Source organism: Microbacterium sp. NPDC089190 (assembly GCF_040701795.1).
Taxonomy (GTDB): Bacteria; Actinomycetota; Actinomycetes; order Actinomycetales; family Microbacteriaceae; genus Microbacterium; species Microbacterium galbum.
Map to the genome: position 1 here is coordinate 951807 of NZ_JBFBHF010000001.1, position 25697 is coordinate 977503.

The window sequence follows — 25697 nt, forward strand, 5'->3', positions numbered from 1 at the left end:
TGACGTCGTCGCGTCATCCGTCCCGGCCCGCGCTGACAACACTTCGGCCTCGAACGTCGTTCGCGGGCTGACGCCCGGGCCTCGGGGCTCACGCGCCGACGAAGACCCCGTCGCGCAGCACCGGGACCACGGATGCCGCGTCGCGCGCGGCCGCGGCGAGCACGGCGTCGCGACCCCCGTCGGCGGCGAGCGCGCGTCCCCCGCCGCTCGCCGTGAGCAGGTGGCGCACCGCCCCACCCAGGGCACGGAAACCCTCGCCGGCGACGGCGGCGTCGGGCGAGGCGTGGTCGATGCCGAGGTCGCCGAGGGCGGCGATCACGGCGCCCGCACCGAGAAGGTCCTCGACGGCGAAGCGCACACCCTGATCGTCAGTCGACCCGGCGGCGAGGATCGAGATGCTGGTGCGCTCGCCGCGGGAGCGCTGCACCTCGAGCACGTGCGCCGCCACCGCCGCCGCGTTGCGCAGACCTGCCGCGACCACGTGGGCGCCCGTCTCGTGCGCCGCCCGGGCGAGCGCGGCCACCTCGTCGTCGTCCGCCGACACGTCGAGGCCGGCGGCGTTCTCGACGGCGGCGAGGGCGTGGGCGGTCAGGCCGAGAGGCTGCACGATCACCACGACGTGGGCGGGGGCGAGACGGCGGAGCCCACCGAGGCCCCACTCCAGGCGCACCTGGTAGTCGGACTGCGACAGGGCGGGGTCGATCGGCATCCTTCGATGCTAGAACGACGGGGACGTCGCGCCCGCCGGTCCTCCCCGCTGATGACGGATGCCACGGCGGGAGGCGGTTCGTCACGGCGCGGCCGTCAACCCATCGCTCACCCCCAGGCGGATCGGGCACCATCTGAACATGCGGATCCTGCTGAAGTTCGTGATCGACTGCGACCCCGACGCCGCGTGGCGCGCCCTACACTCCCCGCGCGCGGTCGCGGAGCTGTACGGACCCCTTCTCACCGTGGACGGGCTGACCCAGATGCCCCCCACCTTCGAATCCGGTGACGACGTGCCCGTGCAGATGAGCGTGGCCGGTGTCGTACCCGTCGGGCGCCAGCTCATCTCGGTGGCGGATCGGGAGACCAGCGACGCGCACGGTCGCGTCCGCGTGTTCCGCGACTGGGGCGTTCCGTTGACCGGACCGCTCTCGACCCTCGACGTGTGGGACCACCAGATGGCGGTCTCCGCCGCCCCCGGTGAGCCGGGGAAGACCCTGTGGCGGGAACGCCTCACCATCGGCGGCGCGACGGCCCCCGCGCTGTGGCCCGGGCTGTGGGCGACGTGGCAGTGGCGCGCCGCCCGGATCCGAGCGCTCGCCCCGACCTGGGCGCACGACCCCGAAGACGAGCCGAACGCCGAGGGATGAGCGACGTGCACGTGCGCGCGGCGACGCCCGGCGACAGCCGGTGCATCGCCCACGTGCACGTGCAGAGCTGGCGCGAGGCACGCACCGCGCAAGTGCCCGGCGCGCTCGTCGAACAGCTCGACGTCGAGCTCTCGGAATCGCGGTGGGCGGCGCGGCTGCGCGGGGAGGCACCCCCGGGAGCCGAGCGCCTCGGGGATGCCTGGGTGGCCGTCGTCGACGACCGCGTGATCGGATTCGCCTCGGGCGGGCCGACGCGCGACGCCGATCGCCCGCGGTCAGAGTCGGAGCTGTACGCCCTGTACGTGCTCGCGAGCCACTACGGCACGGGCGCGGGGGCGGCGCTGCTGCAGGCAGCCGTCGGGACCGGCGCCGCCAGTCTTTGGGTGCTGTCGGACAACGAGCGCGCCCTCGCGTTCTACGCCAAGCACGGCTTCGCGCCCGACGGTGCCGCCCGGGCCGACGAGCGATGGGGCGGGTCGCTGACGGAGCTGCGCCTAGCGAGGTGAGAGCCGGCCTCAGACGAGCCCGTGCCGGTAGGCGAAAACCACGAGCTGCACGCGGTCGCGCACCGCGAGCTTGGTCAGGATGCGGCTGATGTGGGTCTTCACGGTCGCCTCCGACAGGAACTCGCGCTCGGCGATCTCGGCGTTGCTGAGCCCCGTGGCGGCGAGCGCGAAGATCTCCTGCTCGCGCTCGGTCAACGCGCCGAAGGCCTCGGGGACCGGCTCGGCACCGGCGCCGTCGGCGATGTGGGCGAAGAGTTCACGGGTGGCCTCCGCCGCGATGACGGCGGAGCCGGCGTGCACGGTCCGCACCGCCGAGAGCAGGAACTCCGGCTCGGCGTCTTTCAGCAGGAATCCGCTCGCGCCGCGCTGGATCGCCCGAGCGGCCGCCTCGTCGAGATCGAACGTCGTGAGCACGACCACGCGGGGTGCGTCGGGCTCGCGCAGGATCTCGGCCGTCGCCGTCAGGCCGTCCATCACGGGCATGCGCACGTCCATCAGCACGAGGTCGGGGCGCGTCGCCCGCACGACCTCGATCCCCTCCCGTCCGTCGGAGGCTTCTCCCACCACCTCGAGGTCGGGTTGCGAGTCGATCACCATGCGGATGCCGGCGCGGAACAGGGCCTGATCGTCGACGAGGACGATGCGGACGGGGGCGGTCATGCGAGGGAGCCTCTCGTGCGGGATGGGTTCTCGGCATCCGTCCGCTCACTGCGGGGAGCCGATCGGAAGAGTGGCCTGGACGACGAATTCGCCGTACTCGGGCTCGGCCGTCAGTCGACCGCCGACGAGCTGTGCGCGCTCGCGCATCCCGATGAGCCCGTGGCCGCCGGCAGCGGGCACGCCGACGGCGGCAGACGTGGAGCGGGCGTTGCGGACCGACAGCTCGACGCGGTCGGCGAACCACCCGAGACGGACGCGCACGCGGGGATCGACACCGTGGCGGAGCGCGTTGGTGAGGGCCTCCTGCATGATGCGGAAGACCGCCAGCTGGATCGCGGCGGGCGGTTCGCCGGGCGGGACCGGGTCGACACGGACATCGAGCTCGACACCTGCCGCACGCACCCGGTCGAAGAGCTGATCGAGGTCGGCGAGAGTCGGTTGGGGGCCCTCACCCTGGCTGTGGCGCAGCTGACTGAGGAGCACACGTACGTCGGTGAGGGCCGCCCGCGCGGTCGACGAGATCGTCGCGAGGGCGTCGGAGGCCGCCGCGGGATCGGCGGCGGCCGCGTACCGTGCGCCGTCGGCCTGCGCGATGACCACCGCGAGCGAGTGCGCGACCACGTCATGCATGTCGCGGGCGATGCGCACGCGCTGCTGCTCGGCGATCGTCTCGGCTTCGGCGGCGCGCTGCGCCCGGCTGTTCGCTGCGGCGCGCACGGCCGTGCGCACCAGGGCGCCCGACACCCACGCGAGCATGAGCGCGAACCCGGATGCCAGCAGCAGGGCGCCCACGGCGAACCAGTCGTTGATCGTGAGCGGCGCCGACAAGCCCCGACCCACGAGATAAAGGGGGACGATCGCCGCCCCCGCGATGCCCGAGGCGAACCCCCACCAGAAGACCCGCCTGCTGCCGTAGGCGGCGGTCGTGTAGAGCACGGCGAAGATGGCGAGGTCGGCGGGCGACGGCTGACGTCCGAAGCCCATCTGCAGGAACGCCCCCGCCCAGGCCAGCACGAGGGCGAGTCCGGGCTGCAGGCGGCGCATCGCCAGCGCAGCGGTGAGGGCGAGGGCGACGAGGACCGCGCCGACGTTCTCCCCGACGACGGCGAGAGGGGCCAGCGCCCCGCTCGTGGTGCCCGCCAGCTCGACCGCAAGGGCGAGCAGCCCGAAGACACCGGCGACACCGAGGTCGGTGACCAGTTGATAGCGCTGCAGCGGGCGGAGGGTGAGCATCGTCCTCACGCTACGCGGCGACGCCGGGCGCGGCATCCGCCTGGGGATGTATCCGGGAGCCTCGGAAGGAGGACACCGGGGCGGCGTCAGCCGGGGAAGTCGGCGGGCTCGATCGGGCGCGCTTCGAAGAAGGTCTGCAGCACGACGGTCGTGCGCGTGTTGACCTGTGCGGCGGCACGGATGTCGCGGATCAGCGCCTCGAGATCGCGCGGCGTCGGGACCCGCACGAAGAGCATGTACGCCGCCTCGCCCGCGATCGAGTGGCAGGCCTCGATCGCGCTCAGGTGAGCGAGCAGCTCGGGGGCGTTGTCGGGCTGGGCGGGGTCGAGCGGGGTGATCTCGACGAAGGCCGCGAGCGGACGACCCAGGGCCTCGGCGTCGAGGATCGGACGATACCCCTGCACGATGCCCCGGGCCTCGAGGCGACGCAGACGCGACTGCACGGCGGAAACCGAGAGGCCGACGCGCTCGGACAGGTGCGAGAGCGTCGCACGAGCATCGATCGAGATCTCGCGGACGATCGCAGCGTCCACCGCGTCGTCGAGGCGGGGGGCGCGCGCGGGGACCTCGGTCATGCGCTCGACAGTAGCAGTGCACCCGAACGGCACCCTGGTGCGTGCCGTAAGTTTTCCGTTAGCATGACCTTTTAGCAGGAATATTTACAGTCCCGATCGGAGGATGCCATGACCACCGCGACACCCATCCGTGCTGACCAGGATCTGCTCGGCGGTCGCACCGTCGACGCGGTCGAGCACACCCCCGCCTGGACCCGGCTCAAGGCCGCCGCGACGGCGCTGCAGACGCTGCAGGCGAAGGACGGCTCGATCGACGACACCGCCGCCGCGGGGCCCCTCATCGACGACGTCGTCGAAGCGATCGACGCCCTCGCGCCGCTGTTCCCGCACGACGCCGCCTACCTCTCCGCCTCCGTCGCCGACTTCCGTCGATGGAAGGCCGAGGGGCTCGGGACGCCCGACTTCCTCGACTCCCTCGTGGCATTCCAGCCCCAGGAGCACCGGGTCGACGGCATCCGTCACCTCGTCGTGTTCCCCATGTACACGCAGAACGGCTCGAGCTCGCGTCACGTCGAGGCGGTGCTGGTCGAGGCGATCTGGCCCGAGTTCATCGCCCGCCTGGAGACGGAGTACACCAACCGCCTGTTCGTCTCGCTGCGCCTCATCGACTTCACCGCGGGCTACGACACGAACTCCGCCGTGCTCTTCCCCGAGACGGTCGCGATGCGGGAGATCCCGACCTTCACCTGGGGCGCGATCTTCCAGGACCGCGAGGCGGCGCGGTACCGCCGGGTGACGCGCGCCGCCGCGGAGATCACGAAGCTCGACCTGCCCGAGGCCGCCGCGCGCATGCTCGACGACCAGGCGCTGACCGAGCAGACGTTCGTGATGTGGGACATCATCCACGACCGCACGCACATGCGCGGCGACCTGCCCTTCGACCCGTTCATGATCAAGCAGCGGATGCCGTTCTTCCTCTACTCGCTGGAGGAACTGCGGTGCGATCTCACCGCCTTCCGCGAGTGCGTGTCGCTGCAGGCCCGCCTCTCGGCGCGCGACGACCTCGACGAGGCGGAGCGCGCGATGCTCGAGCACGCCGAGCTCGTGCAGTACGCCGTCATCTTCGATCGCATCTTCCGCTTCGCCATCACCGGGTCGCGCGTGCGCAACTACGACGGACTGGGCGGGCAGCTTCTCTTCGCGTGGCTCCACCAGCGTCGCGTGCTGCACTGGACCGACACGTCGCTCGCGTTCGACTGGGACGAGGTGCCGGCCGCCGTCGTGGCCCTGGCCGACGCGATCGACGAGCTCTACTGGCGCTCGATCGACCGACCGAAGACGGCGCACTGGCTCGCCGCGTACGACCTCGTGCGCGCCGTCGTGACCCCGCACCCCGCCTCGGTATGGGCGCGAGGCCTCCCCGACGACGTGCTCGCGGGCCTGCCCAAGGGGTACACCGACGCGGTGCTCGACGACGAGTTCCCCCTGTCGATGTTCTTCGAGGCGCTGGAGAAGAAGATGCGCCCGGTGATCGCCTCCACGGAGGGCATCCGCGGGACGGACTGACGCCGGGCCCCGGCCCGGCTCCGGGCGCGTCGCGGCCGCACTCACGAGCGTTCGAGTGTCCAGGACACGCCGCGTTGGGCCGCGAGGAGCGGCGTGTCTTGGACACTCGTCGGGGTCGCGGCCCCTGGCACGAGCCGCGGGGCACTCGCGCGCGCGGCTTGTGACGAGGACACTCGAGGGAACGTGACCGGCCGAGCATGACGGAGGACGCATGAGCGACGTGAGGCAGACGGAGACGCCGACGCCGACGCCGGAGCAGGCACAGGAGCTGGTGCGGGGGCGCCTCGTCCTCCTCGCGGGCGGGACGAGCGCGGTGGGCCGCGCCGCGGCGCGCGCGCTGCTCGAGGCGGGCGCGCGGGTGGTGATCGTGGGCTCCGACGCGACGCGTCTGACCGAGGCCGCGGCGGACGCGCCCGGTGCCCACGCGGAGCTGTGCGACCTCACCGACGCGGATGCCGTGTCCGCGCTGCGCGAGCGCGTGCACGCCGCGCACGGCCACGTGGACGGCGTCCTCCACCTCGTCGGGGGATGGCGTGGCGGCGGCGGGCTGGCCGGTCAGAGTGACGAGGACTTCGCGTTCCTGCTCCGCTCGCTCACAGCGCTCCGGGCCGTCAGCCGCGCCTTCGACGAGGACCTGCGGGCCTCGCCCGCCGGCCGTCTCGCCATCGTGTCGTCGACCTCGGTCGCCCGCCCTCTCGCCGGCGGCGCGAACTACGCGGCCGTCAAGGCTGCGAGCGAGGCGTGGACGCGTGCGGTCGCCCAGGGATTCGCGAAGAACGCCCGCGACGCGGGACGCGCGATCTCCGCGGCGGCCGTCATCTTCCGCGTGAAGAGCCTGGACGGTCTCGAGGAGGCCCTGGCCGCCGCCTTCGTCGCTCTGTGGGACGACACGGCGGACGCGTTCAACGACGTCGTGATCGAGGTCGGGGCGGGCGCCTGAGGTCAGCCTCCGGGATGGGGATCGCGCGCGGCCCCGCGTTCCGTCGACTCTCGGTCTGAGGCGCCGGGTGTCGCGGCGTCGTCACGGCGCGACCCATCGGGAACCGCCGCCGCCGCAGACGCCGTGACAGGGACGACGGCCCCGGCGCCGACGGCATCCCCGTCATCGGATGCGGCGGGCGCGGCATCGACATCGCCGGTGACAGCGGCCGATCGGTACTGCGCCGACAGGACGCGATACGACCGCGTGGAGAAGGCGAGTACGCCGACCACGACCATGACGAGACCCGCCATCACGAAGACCAGCGCGATGCCGCGCGACTGTCCGTCGCCGAGCAGCCATCCCCACGTGGCGCGTCCGTCCGCTCCTTCCATGTAGGGGATGACCACGAACTGGGCGATCGGGGCGATGAGGAACGAGGTGATCGGGGCGGCCGCCGACTCGAATGCCGCGGCGAAGCCGAAGACACGGCCCTGGGTGGTGAACGGCACGACCTTCTGGATGACGGTCTGCTCCGCCGCCTCGACGGGAGGGATGAGCGCCATGTACACCCAGATGCCGATCGCGTAGAGCCACCACCAGTCGCGGAGCGTGAACACCGCTCCGAGCGCGCCCATGGCGATGACGATCCACAGCATGGTGCGGATCGGGTTCTTGCCGAGTCCGAACTTCGCGACGAGCCCTCCGCCGATGATGAAACCGGTCGCGGTCACCGCGAGGACGACGCCCCACACTTCGGCGTCGTAGACACGGCCGTCGATCTCGATGCGGAACAGCTCGAGACCATAGGGGTCCATGAGCGCCATGTAGACGCCGCCGATGAGATTGTTGAACGTCGAGAAGACGATGAGGGCGAACAGCCCCGGTGCGGCTCGGACCGCTCGCACGGCTCCGCCCAGGTCGACGAGAGGACCCCGTTCGACGCCCGCCGCCGGACGAGGTTCGGGGATGCGGATCGTGAGGAGGTGCACGAGCGCCACGATGGTGAGCCCCACGGCGATCGCCAGCGTCCACCCCATGCCGAGGAATCCGACCGAGAGCCCGCTGAAGACACTCGTCACGACGAACGCGAGACCCTGGACCGTGCCGACGAGGCCGTTCGCGTTCGCGTGACGCTCGACCGGCACGAGGAGGGTGACGGTGGTCGAGAGCGCGATGTTGCGGAGGTTCTCGATGACCGCGCCGCCCAGGATGATCCCGGAGAACAGCCAGAACCACGGTCCGCCGAGATCGAGCAGCGCCGCCTCCGGGAAGGCCATCCAGAGCGCGCCCGCGAGGAGGAAGGCTCCCAGCGTCACCACGCCGGAGAAGACCATGACGCGATGCTTTCGATGCCGGTCCACCAGGGAGCCGAAGACCATCGCGAAGATCGCGAGCAGCAGCATGTAGGCGCCACCCACGATGCCCGTCGCCAGCACCGAACGCGTCTCGAGGTAGACCCAGAACGTGAGCGCGAACCAGAGGAAACTCGTCGTGACGTTGGCGGCGGCGGTGTTGATCAGGACGGCCAGGAACGTGCGCTGCCCACCCTCGACGGCGCCGGCCACCAGGGCTTCGGGAGGCTGCGGAGCGGACATGAGCACACGCTAGACCCGCCCTCCGACATCGGCCAGACCCGTTCGCCACCCGGTCCGGCGCCGTGTCAACCGCTCACACGGTCGGGAAGCGGGGGTCGCGGGCGTAGTCGGCGAGACGTGCGTCGAGAGCCGCGCGGACCTGAACCGGTGCGTCCTCGCCGATCAGCACGCGCAGACGCTCATCGCCGTCGTCGCACACGTGCGCGAAGATCTGCTCCGCGGCATCCTCCGGTCGCGTTCCACCGGTCGGTTCGGATGACGCCGGCCAGGGGACCTCGGCTCGACCGAACAGCCGCGTGCGGAGGTCGTCGTAGACGGGGAGAGCCTCCGCGAAGCGCATGTTCGAGCCCGCCCAGTCGGTGTCGAGGGCACCCGGTTGGATGATGGACACGCGCACGCCAAATCCTCGCACCTCGGCGGCCAGCGCCTCGCTGAACGCCTCGAATCCCCACTTGGAGGCGTTGTAGAGGCCGAGAAGGGGCATCACGCCGACACCGCCCACCGTGGAGATCTGCACGATGCGCCCCGATCCCCGCGCGCGCATCAGGGGAACCGCTGCCTGACTGAGCCACAGCGGCCCGAGCATGTCGGTATCGACGACTGCGCGAACCTCGTCCTCGGATACCTCCTCGACCGCGCCGATCAGGCCGTACCCGGCGTTGTTCACCAGGACGTCCAGCCCTCCCCCACTCGCGGCGGCCGTCTCGACCGCGGCGCGCGCCGCCCCCCGATCGCGGACGTCCAGCGGAAGGACCGTGAGCCTGTCGTGGGTGGGGAGTTCCTTCCCCGGTCGAACCGTCGCGACGACGGTGTGACCGGCCGCCAGGACGCGGGCGACCAGCGCCCGCCCCAGGCCGCTGCTCGCGCCGGTGATCATCCACGTCTTCGAAGAGGTCATAGCGTAAATGTACGCGAAAATGGACGGACCGTCTCGTTTCTCGCGTACGATGGCCGCATGGCGAGATCGGCGACCCGCAAACGCGTGCACGACGCCGTCCTCGGCCTCCTCCACGAGGGTCGGGTGGGGTCGCTCAGCATGGAAGGAGTCGCCGCGCGTGCGGGGGTCAGCAAGCAGACCCTGTACCGGTCGTGGCCGACGACCGGCGCGATCGTGTTCGACGCCCTCCTCGCTCGCAGCGAGGGTCCTGACGGAGATGTCGTCGTCCCGGACACCGGCGATCTGAGCGCCGACCTGGTCACCCTGGCATCCGGAATGGTCTCCGAACTCACGGGAGCGGAGACGGAGCCTCTCCTGCGCGCGGTCACCGCGGAGGTGCAGATCGACGCCGAGGTGGCCGCCCAGTACCGCGCCCTGCTCCTGGCTCCGCAGATGGCGGCGATCGCGCGGCGCTTCCGGGATGCCGGCGCCGTCGATCCCGAGGAGTGCGCCGAGCTCTTCGTGGGCCCCCTCCTGCACCGCTGGCTCCTGCGCTCTCAGCCGTTCAGCCGGGAATGGATCGCACGCCACGTCACCCGGACGGTGCGAGCGACGGCGAACTGAGCGACGGCTTTCCGCGACCGCCGGAGGATCGCTCGCGATCGCACCGTCGGACGGACCACCCCGAGGTCGCGACGCGAACGGGCTCCGCGATCGAGCGGCGCCCTGCGTGCGGCTCAGTCGAGGAGGCTCCGGATGTCGTCGGCCGTCAGACGCGGTCCCCCGGCGAAGCTGACGTCGCCGTCGTCGGCGCCCCCGTCGAGCACACGGGAGAAGAGCTCGGACTTCGCCTCCCGAAGGGCCACGACCTTCTCTTCGACGGTGTCGGAGGAGACCAACCGGTACACGATGACGGGTCGGGTCTGCCCGATGCGGTGGGCGCGGTCGATCGCCTGCTCCTCGACGGCGGGATTCCACCACGGGTCGAGCAGCACGACGTAGTCGGCCTCCACCAGGTTGAGCCCCACCCCGCCGGCCTTGAGCGAGACGAAGAACGCCGGGTCATCACCGTCGCGGAACCGGTCGATCTCGGCTTGACGGTTGATCGTGGTGCCGTCGAGATACCCGGATGCCAGGCCCGCGTCGGTGCAGCGCTGGCGAGCCGCTCGAAGGAACCGCGTGAACTGGCTCAGCACGAGCACGCGATGCCCCTCCGCCTCCGCCTCGACCAGCAGGTCTTCGAGCGCGTCGAGCTTCGCCGAGGGCGCGTCGCCCTCGTCGACGAGCGCGGGGTCGAGCGCCAGCTGCCGCAGCATCGTGAGGGAGCGGAAGATCGCGAACCGGTTGCCCTCGGCGTCGTCGTCGAGCAGCCCCAGCAGACGCTGACGCTCGCGGTGGAACCGCCGATCGTAGAGCTTGCGGTGCGCGGGGTGAAGGGCCACCTCGATGATGGTCTCCTGCTTGGGCGGGAGTTCGGCGGCGACGAGGTCTTTGGTCCGCCGGAGCAGGAACGGCCGGATACGCCGGCGCAGGAGATCGAGCCGTCCGGCATCGGCGCCCTTCTCGATGGGCGTGCGGTACAGCTCGGTGAAGGACTCGCGGGTTCCGAGCAGTCCCGGCGCCACCAGCGACATGAGCGCCCACAGCTCGAGGAGGTTGTTCTCCATCGGCGTGCCGGTGATGACGAGCGTGAAGGGCACCGCGAGGGCCCGGGCCGCCCGGTATCCGCGAGACGACGGGTTCTTGATCTGCTGCGCCTCGTCGAGCACGAGTCCCGACCAGGCGACCTCGGCGTACTGCTCCTGCTCGAGACGGAACAGGGCGTAGCTGGTGACGACGACGTGCGCCCCGGCCGCGGCCTCGGCGATGCTGTTCGCACGCCGTGCCCGTGTGGCGGCGATCGTTCGGACCTCGAGGTCGGGCGCGAAGGTCGCGCACTCCCGTGCCCAGTTGCCCACGACGCTCGTCGGCGCGACGATCAGGAAGGGCGGAAGCGTCGGGTCGTCGGCACGCGCCGCTTCCATCATCGCGATCGTCTGCACCGTCTTGCCCAGTCCCATGTCGTCGGCGAGGATGCCGCCGAGCCCCTGGGTGCGCAGGAAGTGGAGCCAGTCGAGGCCCGAGCGCTGGTAGTCGCGGAGGGTCGCCCGCAGGCCCTCCGGGGGCTCGATCCGGGTGAGGGACGCCTCGTCGGTCAGCCCCCGCACGCGCAGCCACCACTCGGCTTCGTGGACGGCGAGCATGCCGAGCTCGGACAGGTCGTCCCACAGCCCGACGTTGTAGCGGTTGATCGTCAGCTCGTCGCCCGGCCGATCGGCGAGGGTCCGGGCCTCGTCGATGACGGACCGGAGGCGATCGAATTCCGGACTGTCGAGCCGGACGTACTCCCCGTCGCCCAGGAAGAGAACCCGGTCGCCGAGCGCCAGGGCGGTGTAGAGGGCGGTGAAGTCGACCTCGACGTCGCCCACGGTCACCCGGGCGTTCAGGTCGAACCAGTCGCTGCCGTCGTCGGGGCCGGTGCTGAGCTGCACCACGGGAGCCTGGGCCGATGCGCGGTACTCGGGGTCGTCGCCGCGCACCTCCACGCGGACGGACGCGAGGGCCCTCAGCTGCGGCAGCATCTCGCCGGCGAACACGGCCGCCGTCGCGGGCGCCATCGCGCGGGCCGGCGCGGTCCCCGTCGTGAAGGGCGCGGGCATGTCGATCCGAAGTTCATCGGCGAGGGCGGAGACCGCGCGCCACACGGCGCCCTCGTGCTCGTCGTGCCGACGGCCCTGCGTCGATGAGCGGTCCCACCGCGTCGCGAGCGACGTGGACCCCTCGAGATGCTCGACGGTCACCTCGAGCACGGGGCGCGGCGCCGGAGGAACCTCGACCGTGCCCCGCGGCGACACCACCGGCGCGTCGAGCTGCAGCCGCGGGAGGTAGTCGTGCAGGAAGGTCTCGGATCCGCGCTCGTCGACCGTGAGCGCACTCGATCGGGCGAGCAGCCCGCGGACCGGTCCCGACGCGGGTGTCGCCAGCCGCGCGAGCGTGATCCGCTCGTCGTCGCCGTCGCGGTCGGCGACGAAGGCCACGGCCACGGCGGGGTCGCCCACCACCCAGGAGGGCAGGGCGGCCGTCTCGACGTCGACGCCCTCCACCGTCCCGCGCACGTGCAGGGTGGAGCCGCGGCGGTCGAGCGACACCGCCGCGGTCACGGGCTCGTCGACGACGCGGACCGGGTGATGGACACCGGCACCCGACACGAGCGGGACCCCGGCGGCGACGACCGCCTCGAGCTGCAGCCACAGCGAGTGGGGCGGGACCGCGGAGAGCGGCATCCACTCGTCGGAGAGGTACGCGCCGGCGCTGAAGCGCCCCAATCGCCCCAGGCTGTCGAGCGCGGCGCGTGCCCGCGGATCGGCTGGAAGGGCCGCGAGGGCGGACCAGCCGGCCCGGCCCTTGATCCACGTGCCGCGGGAGCCCCGGACCCCCGGCCGCGCGCTGAGGGTGAGCGCCGCTCCGTACCCGCGCCCGCCGCCGCGACGGATGGAGAGGAACAGGCAGAGATCGAAAGGGGCCTCGTCGTCGACGACCGGGGCGGCGGCGAACAGTTCGTCGAGCGAGCGCTGCCACTCGGCGCGGGGCGGGCGCCCCGCCGAGATGAGGCGGTCGAACAGCACGAGAGCCGCCGCGCACGAGTGCTCGCACTCGGGGCCGCGCCCGCACGAGCACCAGCCCGACAGGCGGGACAGATCGTCGGGGACGCGGAGCTCGAGGTGTTCGTACCCCGACGCCCCGAAGGACTGCGCCGTGACGACCAGCACGCCGCTGACGGATCGGGCGTCGCCCACCTCGACCGAACCGTAGACGAGCAGGCGATCGGCGCGCATCATCGCGGATGCCGAGAACATCTCGCCGGCGATGCTGAGTGCTTCGGGGTCCAACCGCATGCCTCCATTGTGGTCGGGACCGCCGACACCCCGACGCGGTGTGCGGACATCCGTGGAGCGATCCCCCCTGGGGAGGAGCCGGGAAAAGTTACGCTGGAGGGGTGACTTCCCTCCACGACACGTCGGTGCGCGGCTTCGCGTCCGACAACTATTCCGGCATCCACCCCGACGTGCTCGCCGCGATCGCGACGGCCAACGAAGGCCACCAGGTCGCGTACGGCGAAGACGTCTACACCGCGCGTCTGCAGGAGCTGTTCGTCTCGCTGCTGGGCGACGGCGTCGAGGCGTACCCCGTCTTCAACGGCACGGGCGCCAACGTCGTCGGGCTGCAGTCGATGCTCCCCCGCTGGGGCGCCGTGATCTCGGCATCCACCGCGCACATCAACGTCGACGAAGGCGGAGCGCCCGAGCGCGTGGGCGGCATCAAGCTGCTCACGGTCCCCACCGACGACGGCAAGCTCACACCCGAGCTCGTCGACCGCGAGGCCTGGGGCTGGGGTGATGAGCACCGCGCACAGCCGCTGGTGGTCTCGATCACGCAGTCGACCGAGCTGGGCACCCTCTACAGCGTCGACGAGATCCGCGAGCTCGCGGCGCACGCGCACGGGCACGGCATGCGGCTGCACATGGACGGCGCGCGCATCGCGAACGCCGCCGCCGCCCTCGACGTGCCGCTGCGCGCCTTCACCCGTGACGCGGGGGTCGACGTGCTGAGCTTCGGCGGAACGAAGAACGGCGCCATGATCGGCGAGGCCATCGTCGTGCTCGACCCCGAAGCCTCGACCGGTCTGACGTACCTCCGGAAGCTCGACATGCAGCTCTCGAGCAAGATGCGCTTCGTCTCGGCTCAGCTCGTCGCCCTTCTCGACGGCGACCTGTGGCTGCGCAACGCCCGGCACTCCAACGCGATGGCGCAGCGCCTGCGCGCGGGCGTCGAGGCGGGTCTCGCCGACGGCTCGATCCAGGGCGTGGAATTCACGCAGCCCACGCAGGCCAACGGCGTGTTCGCGACCCTGCCGGTCGGAGTGGCCGATCGCCTGCGCGCGAGCTTCCGGTTCTACGACTGGGACGAGATGCGCCGCGAGGTGCGCTGGATGTGCTCCTTCGACACGACCGAAGACGACATCGACGCCTTCGTCGCCGCGATCGCGCGCGAGACGACCGCGTGATCTGACGCATCGACACCCGTCGCGGGCGGGATCGACGCGAGAGCGAGGGCCGCGGCATCCGGATCGCCGATGCCGCGGCCCTCGTCGTCTCAGGCCCCCGCGAGCCAGTCGCGGTAGGCGTCGAACGTGCTCTCGCGTCCGAGGAAGGCCTCGACGAGCTCGCGCGCGTCGCGCGTGCCGCCGGGCTCGAGGATCTCGCGACGGTAACGCGTCGCCGTGTCGACGTCGAAGAGGTCGTCGCCGAACGCCGACAGCAGATCGCGCGCGATGACGAGGCTCCACTGGTAGGTGTAATAGCAGGCCCCGTAGCCCGTCAGGTGACCGAACCCGGCATACGAGTGCGAGCCGTCGAGCGGGGTCACCGGACTCGCGGCGCGGTAGTAGCCGTCGACCGCGGACTGCAGGTCGGCGGGCCGATCGACGTGCAGGCGGTACGAGGTCGTCGCGTGCCCGAGCTGCCTGGTCACCTCGAGACCGCGCCCGAAGGCGTCGGCCGTGCGCATGCGCGCGACGAGGTCGGCGGGGATGGAGTCGCCCTGGTCGTTCACGGCGAAGGCGGCGAGCGCCTCGGCGTCCCACGCCCATTCCTCGAGCAGCTGGCTGGGCGCCTCGACGAAGTCCCACTCGGTGGCGACCCCCGTCCACCGCGCCCATTTCTGGTGGCCGCCGAGGATGTCGTGCACGAGATGACCGAATTCATGGAAGAAGGTCACGACCTCGTCGTGCTCGAGCAGTCCGCGCGAGAAGTTGCACAGCAGGACCGATTCCGGCAGCGCGCGTCCCGCGATGCCGGAGGCGAGTCCGAAGCATGCGGCGTGGTTGTACTTGCCCTCGCGAGGGTGGAGATCGAGGTGGATGCGACCGAGTCGCTCGCCCGCGCGGACGACGTCGTACGTGCGCACGTCGTCGTGCCACGAGGGAGCCTCGACGGGCACGTACTCCACGTCGAGCAGGCGCCCGGTGGTGGCGAGCACCCCGTCGAGCACGCGGTCGAAGCGGAAGTACGATCGCACCAGCTGCGCGTCGACGTCGTACTCCTCGCGCTTGAGCGCGCTGAGGACGTACCAGAAGTCCGCGATCGTGACGGCGTCGGCGGCGGGGTCGTCGCGGCGCAGGCGGGCGAGGACGCGCTCGTACTCGGCGGTCGCCGCCGGGGCCGCCGCCTCCGCGACCCGTTCGAGGAACGCGGCGACCGCGGCGCTCGAGCCGATCATGCGCGTCTCGGTCTCGTAATCGGCCCAGTCGCCGTATCCGAGGATCCGGGCCCGCTCGGCACGGACGGCGAGCAGCTCGGCCAACACGGGCTCGTTGCCGGGCCACGCGAGGTCGTTGTACGCGCCCACCAGCGCGTGGCGCACCGACCGGTCGCGCGCATACTCGCGCACGGGCATGAGATCGGTGTACTCGGTGGTGAGGGTGACCATCCCCTCGTCGTCGGCGGGGTGCTCCGCGAGGAAGTCGTCGGGCAGGCCGTCGAGCGCCGACGCCGGGACCTTGATCTCGCGACGGCCTTCGCGGATGTTGCGCGAGAACGTCAGCGACAGCTCGGTGTCGCGATCGGTCAGCTCCCGCACGCGCTCTCGGTCGGCATCCGCGAGGTCGACGCCCCCGCGACGGAAGTCGCGCCGCACGTGCTCGAGGAAGCGCTGCTCGTCGGCGTCGAGCCCGTCGGGGTCGGCCTCGGCGAAGACGCTCCACAGCCCGCGATCGAGGAGGCGGCGCGACTGCACGGCATCCACGGCCTGCGCCTGCTTCTCGGCGGCGTCGCGGACACCGGCATCGGGGTGCGATTCGCTGAGGAGATGGGAGGGCGCCGCGGCCTCGGCGAGCGCGAGATCCGCCTCGTTCCAGAGCGCGAGACGCTCCCGCAGCGTCATTTCGGCCTCGGCGACGAGTCGCGCGTCGATCTCGGCCACCCGATCGAGAAGAGTGCGCGGGCGCTCATGGGCGAAGGCGCGCCAGCCGTCGAGGTCGCGGGGCAGGGTCAGGGGTTCCAGGGGAGAATCCGGCATCCTTCGACCCTAGGCAGAGCCTCCGACGCCGGGCAATGGGCGGTGGAGAACCTCCGGGCGACCCGCCGCTGGGGAGGAAAGGTCAGCGCAGGGCGCCCACCGAGGCCAGCGCGAGCCGGATGAGCGTGCCGCGACCGCCCTCCATCTCGTCGGAGAGCGCGTCGGATGCCGCCTCCTGCGGCGACAGCCACGTGACCTCGAGCGCGTCCTGGCGCGGTTCGCACGTGCCGGTGACGGGCACGACGTACGCGAGGGACACGGCGTGCTGCCGGTCGTCGTGGAAGGCGCTCACGCCCGGGAGCGGGAAGTACTCCGCCACCGTGAACGGGGTGGGCTGCGGAGGCAGCAGGGGGAACGCCATCGGTCCGAGGTCGTTCTCGAGGTGGCGGAAGAGCGCGTCGCGCACCGTCTCGCCGTAGCGCACGCGGCCCGACACCAACGTGCGGGTCATCTCGCCGAGCGGCGTCGCCCGCAGCAGGATGCCGACCTGCGTCACCGCGCCCATGCCGTCGGTGCGCACCGGGAGCGCCTCGACGTAGAGCATCGGCAGGCGTCGACGCGCCTCCGCGAGCTCGACCTCGCTCAGCCAGCCCGGATTGGGGTGGGGACCTCCCTGCGCGCCTGAGAACGAGGCGGAGAGCGGTTCGCGCTCGTCGCCGTTGTCGCCGGGTTCGGGGTCGGGGGTGCGCACGGGCATGCTCCCTGTATATCAACGTCTGCTCCGGATGCCGCGTTTCCGATGCCGGCGCGGTCGCCGGGCGATCCTCCGGTGCGGTCCGCGCGCGACGGCTCCCGGGTCCTCGCCCGCGCCACCCCTCGCGCATGCCGCCGTGTCGGAGGCCTTTGCCACAATGGCGGCATGAGTGCGCATCCCTCCCTCGACCCGTCCGTCGTGCGGTGGTCCGTCCCCCCGAGCGAGCGCGGCGACCGGCCGGTGCTCCTCCTGCTCCACGGCTACGGCTCCGACGAGCACGACCTGTTCGGTCTCGCGCCGTACCTGCCCGAACGGTTCGTGGTCGCGAGCGTGCGGGCGCCCCTCGCGCCGCCGTGGCCCATGCCGGGCGCGTCGTGGTACCCGATCGAGGGCCTCGACGGTCGCGACCCCGACGCCGTCACCCTGGCCGCGCGCGCGGTGCTCGCCTGGGTCCGGGATGCCGTGGGCGAGGCGCCCGTGGGCCTTCTCGGGTTCTCGCAGGGCGGCGCGGTGGCCCTGCAGACGCTGCGCGCCGATCCCGACGCCGTCTCCTTCGCGGTCGTCCTCGCGGGGTACGCCGCGGGCGGGGAGCTCCCGGGAGACGCCGTCCTCGCCGCGCGTCGACCCCCGGTGTTCTGGGGACGCGGAGCGGCGGACGACGTCATCCCCGCGGCCCTCGTCGACGCGACGGCGCAGTGGCTCCCCGTCCACAGCGAGCTCAGCGGCCGTGTCTACCCGGGTCTCACCCACTCGATCTCGCAGGACGAGCTCGACGACGTACGGGCGTTCCTCGACGCGCGACTCGCGCTCGCGTCGCCGTCGAGCACCGGGTGAGCCGTGACGCCGGTGCGACCTCGCGCGCACCGGCGGCCGTGCCCACGCTCACGGATGTCGTGGCGCCCTCCCCCGATGCGGCCGGGGGTTCCCCCACGACCGGTCTGCGGTTACGGTGGATATTCCTGTCCCCGAGAACGAGGTCTCCTCCGGTGAAGAACGTCGACGCTTCCGCGCCCCTGTCCGCGCGCTGACCCGTCGACCCGCCGTTTTCTCGGCCGCCCTCCGCTGACGCGGACGGGTCCGGTGTCCGCGCATCCCGCGTCCCCGGAGTCCCGTCATGTCAGCTCTCTCCCCTTCTCTCGTTCTCGACCGCGTCCGCCTCGTGTGGCCCGACGGAACCGTCGCCCTCGACGAGGTCTCCGGCGCCCTCGGCCGGGGGCGCACCGGTCTCGTCGGCCGAAACGGAGCCGGCAAGTCCACGCTCCTGCGCGTGGCCGCGGGGCACCTCACCCCCACGTCCGGCACGGTCTCGGCATCCGGTGACGTCGTCATGCTCCCGCAGCGTCCGGCGGCGGATCCGCACCGGCCCGTCTCGGCACTCCTCGGCGTCGAGACGGCGCTCACCGCCCTTCGCGCCATCGAGTCGGGCGACGTGGCACCGCACCACTTCGACGCGGTCGGCGACGACTGGAATGTCGAGGCCCGCGCCCACACCCTGCTCGCCGAGGCAGGTCTGGCATCCGATGCCCTGGACCGCACGGTCGGGGAGCTCTCGGGAGGGGAGACGATGCTCACCGCGCTCGTCGGGCTCCGCGCCCGCGCGGCCGACATCACGCTCCTCGACGAACCGACCAACGACCTCGACCGCGACGCCCGGGCGCGCGTGAGCGAGCTCGTCGAGAGCTGGCCCGGCACGCTGATCGTCGTCAGTCACGACGTCGGCCTGCTCGAGCGCATGGATGCCACGGCCGAGCTCTACGGCCGCACCCTGAGCGTCGTCGGCGGCCCCTACAGCGCGTGGCGTGCGCAGCGCGACGCGGAACAGGAGGCCGCCGTGCGCGCCGAGCGCGACGCGGCCCAGTCCCTGCGCCGCGAGCGTCGCCAGCGCATCGAGTCGTACGACAAGCTCGCCACCCGATCGCGCGTCGCGCACAAGGCGCAGGTCGAGAAGCGCGTCCCCAAGATCATCGCGGGAGGACGGGCGAACGCGGCGCAGGTGAGCGCCGGGCGGCTGAGCACGGAGATGACGGGCAAGGAGGATGCCGCGCGCGCGGCGCTGAGCGAGGCGTCGGCCCGGGTGCGCGACGACGACGTGGTGCGCATCGAGCTGCCCGATCCGGGCAACGCGGCCGGGAGACGGATCCTGTCCCTCGGCGACGGCGAACGCGAGTGGATCGTCACGGGTCGCGAGCGCGTCGCCCTGGTGGGTCGCAACGGCATCGGCAAGACGACGCTGCTGGAGAGCCTCGTGAGCGACGTGGACCCCGCGGGGCCGATCCGGGCGCGAGCGAGCGTCGAGCACATCGGCTATCTGCCGCAGCGTCTCGACGGCCTGGACGACGCGGCATCCGTCCTCGACACCGTGTGCGCGGCGGCGCCGCGCGTTCCGGTGGCGCTCGTGCGCGATCGACTGGCACGGTTCCTCGTGCGCGGGGATGCCGTCGGTCGACCCGTGGGGTCGCTGTCCGGCGGCGAGCGCTTCCGCGTCGCGCTCGCGCGGCTGCTCCTCGCGGATCCCCCGCCGCAGCTGCTCGTGCTCGATGAGCCGACCAACAATCTCGACCTCGACACGGTCGATCAGCTCGTGGCGGCGCTCCAGGCCTACCGGGGCGCCGTCCTCGTGGTCAGCCACGACGACGCGTTCCTCGCGCGCCTCGGCCTCGACCTCCGGCTGCGGGTGGACGACGGGCGCCTGTCCGAGAACGCGCCATGAGGCGGGCGGATGGGCACCGAGGCCGCGCGCCTGTTCCGAGATCTCCCGCCCCCGCGCCCGATCCCGGACGGTCTCGCTCCTCGTCCGCTCTCACGGCTCGGTGTGACGAGATGCCGCTGTTCCGCGACCAGCGAACGTCAAGCCCGAGCCGATGTCGGAGGTCCGGGAGAGGATGTCGGCATGGCCGACGTGCTCGAGAAATTCGGTCCTGCGACGCAGGACTGGTTCCGGGGCGCCTTCTCCGCGCCCACCAACGCGCAGAAGGGCGCGTGGGAATCCGTGTCGTCCGGTCGCAATGCGCTCGTCGTCGCCCCGACCGGTTCGGGCAAGACCCTCTCGGCCTTCCTTTTCGCGATCGACCGGATCTTCCGCGAGAAGGCCCCCGAGGCTGCGGATGCCGCGCCCGCGCGCCGGGGCAGGAAGACCGCCGCCAAGACCCCGGCGACGAACACCCGCGTCCTGTACATCTCTCCCCTGAAGGCGCTGGGCGTCGACGTGGAGCGCAACCTCCGCTCTCCCCTGGTCGGCATCGGCCAGTCGGCACGACGGCTCGGCATCGACGTCCCGGCCGTGAGCGTGGGCGTGCGATCGGGCGACACCAGCTCGAGCGACCGCCGGAAGCTCGTCACCGATCCGCCCGACATCCTCATCACCACCCCCGAGTCGCTCTACCTGATGCTCACGAGCCAGGCGGCCGAGACCCTGCGCGGCGTGCACACGGTCATCATCGACGAGGTGCACGCGGTCGCCGCCACCAAGCGCGGTGCGCATCTCGCGGTGAGCCTCGAGCGTCTCGACGCCCTCCTCGATGCGCCCGCCCAGCGCATCGGTCTGTCGGCCACGGTGCGGCCGATCGACGAGGTGGCGCGGTTCCTCGGCGGAGCGCAGCCCGTCGACATCGTGGCGCCGAAGGCCACGAAGGCCTTCGACCTCTCGGTCGTCGTGCCCGTCGACGACATGCTGAACCCGCCTCCGCCGCCGGGATCCCCTGCGCCCGACGACGCCGGCGAGGGCGAGTGGTTCTCCGAGCGCCCCGAGAGCACCGAGATGGCGGGGTCGGTCTGGCCCCACGTCGAGGAGGCCATCGTCGATCGCATCCTGGAGCGGCGATCGACCATCGTGTTCGCGAACTCCCGTCGGCTCGCCGAGAGGCTGACCGGACGACTGAACGAGATCTACGCCGAGCGCCAGGGCATCGACGTGCCCGAGCCGACCGTGCCGGCGGTCCAGATGGCGCAGGCGGGTTCGTCCGCCGGGGTGTCCGCGATCCTCGCGAAGGCCCACCACGGTTCGGTCTCGAAGGAACAGCGGGCCCAGGTCGAAGACGAGCTCAAGTCGGGCGCATTGCGCTGCGTGGTGGCCACGAGCAGTCTCGAGCTCGGGATCGACATGGGCTCGGTCGACCTCGTCATCCAGGTCGAGTCGCCGCCGAGCGCGGCATCCGGGCTCCAGCGCGTCGGGCGCGCGGGCCACCAGGTCGGCGAGGTGAGCCGCGCCGCCCTCTTCCCGAAGCACCGCAGCGACGTGCTGCACACGGCCGTGGTCACGGAACGCATGCTGGGCGGGCGCATCGAGGCCATCTCCGTGCCCCAGAACCCGCTCGACATCCTCGCGCAGCAGACCGTCGCCGCCTCGGCCCTGGGATCGATCGACGTCGAGGAATGGTTCGACACGGTCAAGCGCAGCGCACCGTTCCGGTCCCTCCCCCGGTCGGCCTACGAGGCGACGCTCGACCTGCTCGCCGGCCGCTACCCCTCCGACGAGTTCGCCGAGCTGCGTCCCCGGTTGGTGTGGGACCGCGATGCCGGAACGCTGACGGGGCGCCCGGGCGCCCAGCGCGTCGCCGTGACCAGCGGCGGCACCATCCCCGACCGTGGCCTGTTCGGCGTCTTCGTCGCCGGAGAATCGCAGAACGCCCGCGTGGGCGAGCTCGACGAAGAGATGGTCTACGAGTCGCGGGTCAACGACGTGTTCACCCTCGGCACGACCAGTTGGCGCATCGTGGAGATCACCCACGACCGCGTGAACGTCGTCCCGGCGTTCGGACAACCCGGAAAGCTCCCGTTCTGGCACGGCGACGGCATCGGGCGCCCCGCCGAACTCGGCGAGGCGCTGGGGAAGTTCTCCCGAGACATCGCCGGAGTCGACCGCGCCAAGGCCGAGGAGCGGCTGCGCGAATCCGGACTCGACGACAACGCCATCACCAACCTCCTCGCCTACCTGGCCGAGCAGCGCGAGGCCACGGGGAGCCTTCCCACCGACAAGACGCTCACGGTCGAGCGCAGCCGCGACGAGGTCGGCGACTGGCGCATCATCCTCCATTCCCCGTACGGCATGCAGGTGCACTCGCCCTGGGCCCTGGCCGTCAACGCGCGTATCCGCGAACGGCTCGGCGTCGAGGGCGCCGCCGTGGCGAGCGACGACGGCATCATCGCGCGCGTTCCGGATGCCGCGGCCGAACCGCCCGGCGCCGACCTCTTCGTCTTCGAGCCCGACGAGCTCGAGCAGATCGTGACCGACGAGGTCGGCGGCTCGGCGCTGTTCGCCTCGCGGTTCCGCGAATGCGCCGCTCGTGCCCTGCTGCTCCCCCGACTCAACCCCAATCGCCGCTCCCCCCTCTGGCAGCAGCGGCAGCGCTCTGCTCAGCTGCTCGAGGTGGCGAAGCGGCATCCCAGCTTCCCGATCATCCTCGAGACGCTGCGCGAAGTCCTCCAAGACGTCTACGACCTGCCCGCCCTGTTGCGCCTCACCCGGCAGATCGGCGAGCGGAGGATCCGCCTCGTCGAGATCACGACCTCGCAGCCCTCGCCGTACGCCCGCGATCTGCTGTTCGGCTACGTGGGCGCCTTCATGTACGAGGGCGACTCCCCCCTGGCCGAGCGTCGAGCCGCCGCACTCTCGGTCGATCCGGCCCTGCTGAGCGAGCTGCTGGGCAAGGTCGAGATGCGCGAGCTGCTCGACCCCGAGGTGATCGCGCAGTTCGAGCGCGAAGCGCAACGCCTCGACCCCGACCGTCGCGCTCGGGGAGTGGAGGGGGTCGCCGACCTGCTGCGTATCCTGGGCCCCCTCGAGGCGGCCGAGGTGGCGGCCCGTCTCGACAGTGAGGGGGACGCCGTCGCCGAGGCGGAACAGCACCTCGCGACGCTCGTCGACGATCGTCGCGCCATCCGCGTGACGATCGCCGGTGTCGCGCGCGTGGCGGGCATCGAAGACGCCGGCCGTCTGCGCGACGCACTGGGCGCGGCGCTGCCCGTCGGCATCCCGAACGCCTTCCTCGAACCGCTCGCCGATCCGCTCGGCGACCTCGTGGCCCGCTACGCCCGCACGCACGCCCCGTTCACGACGGATGCCGTGGCCGAGCGCCTCGGAGTGGGGGTCGCGGTCGCGCGTCTCACTCTGCAGCGCCTCGAATCGCAGGGGCGCCTGTCGAGCGGGTTCTTCCTCCCGGACCCTTCGACGGGCTCAGGGACCGGCGGCGGGTCGCGCGGCGACGACACCGAGTGGTGCGACGTCGAGGTGCTGCGGCGGCTGCGCATGCGCTCCCTCGCCGCGATCCGGGGCAGCGTCGAGCCCGTGCCGCCCGCCGCCTATGCGCGGTTCCTGCCCGTGTGGCAGCACCTCGGTCGACCGCTCGAGGGCATCGACGGCGTCTTGGCCGTCGTCGAGCAGCTGGCGGGGGTTCCCATCCCCGCGAGCGCGTGGGAGTCGCTCGTGCTCCCCTCGCGCGTCGCCGACTACACCCCCGCCCTGCTCGACGAGCTGACCGCCACGGGAGAGGTCGTCTGGTCGGGCCACGGCACCCTGCCGGGCCGCGACGGGTGGATCGCCCTGCATCCAGCGGAGGCTGCGCCCTTCACCCTGCAAGATCCGGATGACGCCGACGACCCCGCCCCCGACTCGCTCGAGGCGCGGCTGCTCGCGGCGCTCACCGGGGGCGGAGCGTACTTCGCGGCGCAGCTGAAGCAGCTGGCCGGCGCCGAGAACGAGCAGTCCGTCAACGACGCCCTGTGGGCGCTCACCTGGGCGGGGCGCGTGACGAACGACACCTTCGCTCCCGTGCGCACCCTGCTCAGTGGCGGAGGGCAGTCGCACCGCGTCGCACGGCGGGCTCCGCGAGCCCGGATGTACCGCGGCGCGGCCATGCCCCGCGCGACCTCGGCTCCGCGTCCGCCCTCGCTCGGCGGACGCTGGTCGCTCCTGCCCGAGCGCGAACCGGATGCCGCGGCGCGCGCGACCGCGACCGCGAGCCTCCTTCTCGACCGATACGGCGTCGTCACCCGCGGCGCCGTCCAGTCGGAGGGGGTGCCGGGCGGGTTCGCACAGGTCTACCGCATCCTCGCCGGGTTCGAGGAGGCCGGGCACTGCCGACGCGGCTACGTCATCGAAAAGCTGGGCGCCGCGCAATTCGCGGCATCCGCGACCGTCGACCGCCTGCGCGAGTTCGCCGCGGTCGCCGATCCCCCACCGCTGCGGACCGTCACGCTCGCGGCGACCGACCCCGCCAACCCCTACGGCGCCGCGCTCGGCTGGCCCGCGATCGAAGGGGTCACGCACCGGCCCGGACGCAAGGCCGGAGGGCTGGTCGTGCTCGTCGACGGCGAGCTGACGCTGTACCTCGAGCGCGGGGGGCGCAGCGCCCTGGCCTTCACCGATGACGAGGCGTCGCTGCAGGCCGCTGCCCGCCATCTCGCGGAGACGGCGCGGAAGAGGCGGCTCGACACGCTGACGGTGGAACAGGTGAACGGCGAGTTCGTCTACGGCACGGCCGTCGGGCGCGCCCTCCGCGAGGCGGGGTTCGTGGAGTCGCCGAAGGGCCTGACGCTGCGCAAGCTCACCGCGGGCGACACCCTGCGAGAGGCCGCCCGTGCCTGAGGGCGATACCGTCTACCGCGCCGCCGCGAAGCTCAACGCCGCTCTGGCGGGCAAGGTCGTCACGCGCTTCGACATCCGCGTGCCCGGCAGCGCCACCGCCGACCTGCGCGGCGAGACCGTTCACGAGGTCGCCGCCCGCGGCAAGCATCTGCTCCACCGCATCGGCGGGTACACCCTGCACTCGCACCTCAAGATGGAGGGCCGCTGGGACCTCTACCGTCCCGGCGAGCGATGGCGACGCCCCGCGTTCAAGGCCCGCGCGATCGTCGGGGTCGAGGGCGTGGATGCCGTCGGCTTCGACCTCGCCATGGTCGAGGTGCTGCGCACCGCCGACGAGCACACCGTGATCGGGCACCTGGGCCCCGACCTGCTCGCGGACGACTGGGACGAGGCGGAGGCGGTGCGACGGGTCGCGGTCGACGACAGGGCCGCCCATGTCGCCCTGCTCGATCAGCGCAACGTGGCGGGCTTCGGCAACGTCTACGCCAACGAGCTCCTCTTCGTGCGGGGAATCGCCCCCACGACCCCCGCGACGCAGATCGACGCCCGCGCCACGATCGCCCTCGGCGAGCGCATGATCCGAGCGAATCTGCCGCGCCCGGAGCGCACGTTCACCGGCGACAGCAGGCCCGGTCGCCGCTTCTGGGTCTACGGGCGAGAGGGCGCGCCCTGCCGGCGCTGCGGGACCCCGATCCGCGCCACGACCCTGGGGGCGACGGACACCAGCGAGCGCAACGTGTTCTGGTGCCCCACCTGCCAACCCGGCTGACCGCGGCCCGCCCCGCACCACGGGAGTCCGCCTCACGCGCGGCGACGCGCCGCGGGCCCGCCTCGCACCACGCCAGTCCGGATCTCCCGCCCGTGTCGCGCGCCCGGCTGCCCGCGGATCCGCCTCGCACCGCGCGGGTCCACAGCATGCGCCCGCGTCACGGCATCCGCTCGAAAACCGACGCTCCCGCAGGCCGCTGTCAACCCGGCCGCAGCTGTCGGTTCGACATGCGAGAACAAGGGGACAACACAACGCCGGACGACGGCCCGCAGACGATCTCTCGATATCGAGGAAACCGATAGCG

19 protein-coding genes are annotated in these 25697 nt (G+C 72.1%); 10 read left to right on the forward strand and 9 right to left on the reverse strand.

The genetic code is table 11. The annotated features are described in order from the left end of the window. Positions 1-88: 88 nt before the first annotated feature. On the reverse strand, positions 89-709 hold the full coding sequence (locus AB0230_RS04690; RefSeq protein ID WP_315993669.1) for a 2-phosphosulfolactate phosphatase: 621 nt from the start codon (positions 707-709) through the stop codon (positions 89-91). A gap of 139 nt (positions 710-848) precedes the next feature. Here AB0230_RS04690 and AB0230_RS04695 point away from each other — a divergent pair, with 139 nt between their 5' ends. Together AB0230_RS04695 and AB0230_RS04700 are read left to right on the forward strand one after the other, a co-directional pair. Beyond that, the gene (locus tag AB0230_RS04695) at positions 849-1358 is read left to right on the forward strand and encodes a hypothetical protein (RefSeq protein ID WP_315993670.1); all 510 of its coding nucleotides are present in this window, start codon (positions 849-851) and stop codon (positions 1356-1358) included. Next, positions 1355-1864, forward strand: a complete 510-nt coding sequence (locus tag AB0230_RS04700; RefSeq protein ID WP_366374235.1) for a GNAT family N-acetyltransferase — start codon at positions 1355-1357, stop codon at positions 1862-1864. The genes AB0230_RS04695 and AB0230_RS04700 overlap by 4 nt, the downstream gene beginning before the upstream one ends. Positions 1865-1873: 9 nt before the next feature. Here AB0230_RS04700 and AB0230_RS04705 read toward each other — a convergent pair whose 3' ends face one another. From AB0230_RS04705 to AB0230_RS04715, 3 genes are all read right to left on the reverse strand, one after another. Beyond that, positions 1874-2524, reverse strand: coding sequence for a response regulator transcription factor (locus AB0230_RS04705; protein ID WP_315993672.1), 651 nt, complete (start codon positions 2522-2524; stop codon positions 1874-1876). 45 nt (positions 2525-2569) lie between these two features. Next, a complete protein-coding gene (locus AB0230_RS04710) occupies positions 2570-3757 on the reverse strand; it encodes a histidine kinase (protein ID WP_366374237.1) in 1188 nt (395 codons plus the stop codon). 86 nt (positions 3758-3843) lie between these two features. Beyond that, positions 3844-4332, reverse strand: coding sequence for an Lrp/AsnC family transcriptional regulator (locus AB0230_RS04715; RefSeq protein ID WP_315993674.1), 489 nt, complete (start codon positions 4330-4332; stop codon positions 3844-3846). Positions 4333-4440: 108 nt separating this feature from the next. On the opposite strand from AB0230_RS04715, the gene AB0230_RS04720 reads away from it, so the two are divergent. Together AB0230_RS04720 and AB0230_RS04725 are read left to right on the forward strand one after the other, a co-directional pair. After that, positions 4441-5838, forward strand: coding sequence for a DUF6421 family protein (locus AB0230_RS04720; RefSeq protein WP_315993675.1), 1398 nt, complete (start codon positions 4441-4443; stop codon positions 5836-5838). A gap of 211 nt (positions 5839-6049) precedes the next feature. Then, complete coding sequence (locus tag AB0230_RS04725) at positions 6050-6778, forward strand: SDR family oxidoreductase (protein ID WP_366374240.1); 729 nt, start codon at positions 6050-6052, stop codon at positions 6776-6778. 2 nt (positions 6779-6780) lie between these two features. On the opposite strand, the gene AB0230_RS04730 is transcribed toward AB0230_RS04725, so the two are convergent. Beyond that, positions 6781-8355: an MFS transporter gene (locus tag AB0230_RS04730; protein WP_366374242.1), complete on the reverse strand. Its 1575-nt coding sequence runs from the start codon at positions 8353-8355 to the stop codon at positions 6781-6783. Between the two features lie 73 nt (positions 8356-8428). Beyond that, positions 8429-9253 (reverse strand): SDR family NAD(P)-dependent oxidoreductase, encoded by an 825-nt coding sequence (locus AB0230_RS04735; protein WP_366374244.1) that lies wholly within the window; start codon positions 9251-9253, stop codon positions 8429-8431. Positions 9254-9310: 57 nt separating this feature from the next. Between AB0230_RS04735 and AB0230_RS04740 the strand changes: the two genes are divergently transcribed. Beyond that, positions 9311-9856, forward strand: coding sequence for a TetR/AcrR family transcriptional regulator C-terminal ligand-binding domain-containing protein (locus AB0230_RS04740; RefSeq protein ID WP_366374246.1), 546 nt, complete (start codon positions 9311-9313; stop codon positions 9854-9856). Positions 9857-9969: 113 nt separating this feature from the next. Here the strand turns inward: AB0230_RS04740 and AB0230_RS04745 are convergent, their stop codons facing one another. Further along, a complete protein-coding gene (locus AB0230_RS04745) occupies positions 9970-13167 on the reverse strand; it encodes a DEAD/DEAH box helicase (protein ID WP_366374248.1) in 3198 nt (1065 codons plus the stop codon). 101 nt (positions 13168-13268) lie between these two features. Here AB0230_RS04745 and AB0230_RS04750 point away from each other — a divergent pair, with 101 nt between their 5' ends. Further along, the gene (locus AB0230_RS04750; RefSeq protein ID WP_363387224.1) at positions 13269-14336 is read left to right on the forward strand and encodes a low specificity L-threonine aldolase; all 1068 of its coding nucleotides are present in this window, start codon (positions 13269-13271) and stop codon (positions 14334-14336) included. Positions 14337-14425: 89 nt separating this feature from the next. Here AB0230_RS04750 and AB0230_RS04755 read toward each other — a convergent pair whose 3' ends face one another. Both AB0230_RS04755 and AB0230_RS04760 read right to left on the reverse strand, forming a co-directional pair. Then, positions 14426-16348 carry a M3 family metallopeptidase gene (locus tag AB0230_RS04755; RefSeq protein WP_366374250.1) on the reverse strand — a complete coding sequence of 641 codons (1923 nt, stop codon included), beginning with the start codon at positions 16346-16348 and terminating at the stop codon, positions 14426-14428. An 82-nt stretch (positions 16349-16430) separates the two neighbouring features. After that, positions 16431-17045, reverse strand: coding sequence for an NUDIX hydrolase family protein (locus AB0230_RS04760; protein ID WP_315993683.1), 615 nt, complete (start codon positions 17043-17045; stop codon positions 16431-16433). A 162-nt stretch (positions 17046-17207) separates the two neighbouring features. Between AB0230_RS04760 and AB0230_RS04765 the strand changes: the two genes are divergently transcribed. From AB0230_RS04765 to AB0230_RS04780, 4 genes are all read left to right on the forward strand, one after another. Then, positions 17208-17876, forward strand: a complete 669-nt coding sequence (locus AB0230_RS04765; RefSeq protein WP_366374253.1) for an alpha/beta fold hydrolase — start codon at positions 17208-17210, stop codon at positions 17874-17876. A 280-nt stretch (positions 17877-18156) separates the two neighbouring features. Then, positions 18157-19752, forward strand: a complete 1596-nt coding sequence (locus AB0230_RS04770) for an ABC-F family ATP-binding cassette domain-containing protein (protein ID WP_366374255.1) — start codon at positions 18157-18159, stop codon at positions 19750-19752. Between the two features lie 180 nt (positions 19753-19932). Beyond that, on the forward strand, positions 19933-24624 hold the full coding sequence (locus AB0230_RS04775) for an ATP-dependent helicase (RefSeq protein WP_366374256.1): 4692 nt from the start codon (positions 19933-19935) through the stop codon (positions 24622-24624). Continuing rightward, on the forward strand, positions 24617-25393 hold the full coding sequence (locus AB0230_RS04780) for a DNA-formamidopyrimidine glycosylase family protein (RefSeq protein ID WP_366374258.1): 777 nt from the start codon (positions 24617-24619) through the stop codon (positions 25391-25393). The genes AB0230_RS04775 and AB0230_RS04780 overlap by 8 nt, the downstream gene beginning before the upstream one ends. Positions 25394-25697 lie beyond the last annotated feature (304 nt).

Bases quoted from the DNA above. Each gene is read 5' to 3' on its own strand.
- AB0230_RS04770 (WP_366374255.1), top strand. From the start codon at position 18,157: ATGTCAGCTCTCTCCCCTTCTCTCGTTCTCGACCGCGTCCGCCTCGTG.
- AB0230_RS04695 (WP_315993670.1), top strand. From the start codon at position 849: ATGCGGATCCTGCTGAAGTTCGTGATCGACTGCGACCCCGACGCCGCG.
- AB0230_RS04740 (WP_366374246.1), top strand. From the start codon at position 9,311: ATGGCGAGATCGGCGACCCGCAAACGCGTGCACGACGCCGTCCTCGGC.
- AB0230_RS04760 (WP_315993683.1), bottom strand. From the start codon at position 17,045: ATGCCCGTGCGCACCCCCGACCCCGAACCCGGCGACAACGGCGACGAG.
- AB0230_RS04765 (WP_366374253.1), top strand. From the start codon at position 17,208: ATGAGTGCGCATCCCTCCCTCGACCCGTCCGTCGTGCGGTGGTCCGTC.
- AB0230_RS04705 (WP_315993672.1), bottom strand. From the start codon at position 2,524: ATGACCGCCCCCGTCCGCATCGTCCTCGTCGACGATCAGGCCCTGTTC.
- AB0230_RS04725 (WP_366374240.1), top strand. From the start codon at position 6,050: ATGAGCGACGTGAGGCAGACGGAGACGCCGACGCCGACGCCGGAGCAG.
- AB0230_RS04700 (WP_366374235.1), top strand. From the start codon at position 1,355: ATGAGCGACGTGCACGTGCGCGCGGCGACGCCCGGCGACAGCCGGTGC.
- AB0230_RS04710 (WP_366374237.1), bottom strand. From the start codon at position 3,757: ATGCTCACCCTCCGCCCGCTGCAGCGCTATCAACTGGTCACCGACCTC.
- AB0230_RS04755 (WP_366374250.1), bottom strand. From the start codon at position 16,348: ATGCCGGATTCTCCCCTGGAACCCCTGACCCTGCCCCGCGACCTCGAC.
- AB0230_RS04775 (WP_366374256.1), top strand. From the start codon at position 19,933: ATGGCCGACGTGCTCGAGAAATTCGGTCCTGCGACGCAGGACTGGTTC.
- AB0230_RS04730 (WP_366374242.1), bottom strand. From the start codon at position 8,355: ATGTCCGCTCCGCAGCCTCCCGAAGCCCTGGTGGCCGGCGCCGTCGAG.
- AB0230_RS04735 (WP_366374244.1), bottom strand. From the start codon at position 9,253: ATGACCTCTTCGAAGACGTGGATGATCACCGGCGCGAGCAGCGGCCTG.
- AB0230_RS04715 (WP_315993674.1), bottom strand. From the start codon at position 4,332: ATGACCGAGGTCCCCGCGCGCGCCCCCCGCCTCGACGACGCGGTGGAC.
- AB0230_RS04690 (WP_315993669.1), bottom strand. From the start codon at position 709: ATGCCGATCGACCCCGCCCTGTCGCAGTCCGACTACCAGGTGCGCCTG.
- AB0230_RS04720 (WP_315993675.1), top strand. From the start codon at position 4,441: ATGACCACCGCGACACCCATCCGTGCTGACCAGGATCTGCTCGGCGGT.
- AB0230_RS04745 (WP_366374248.1), bottom strand. From the start codon at position 13,167: ATGCGGTTGGACCCCGAAGCACTCAGCATCGCCGGCGAGATGTTCTCG.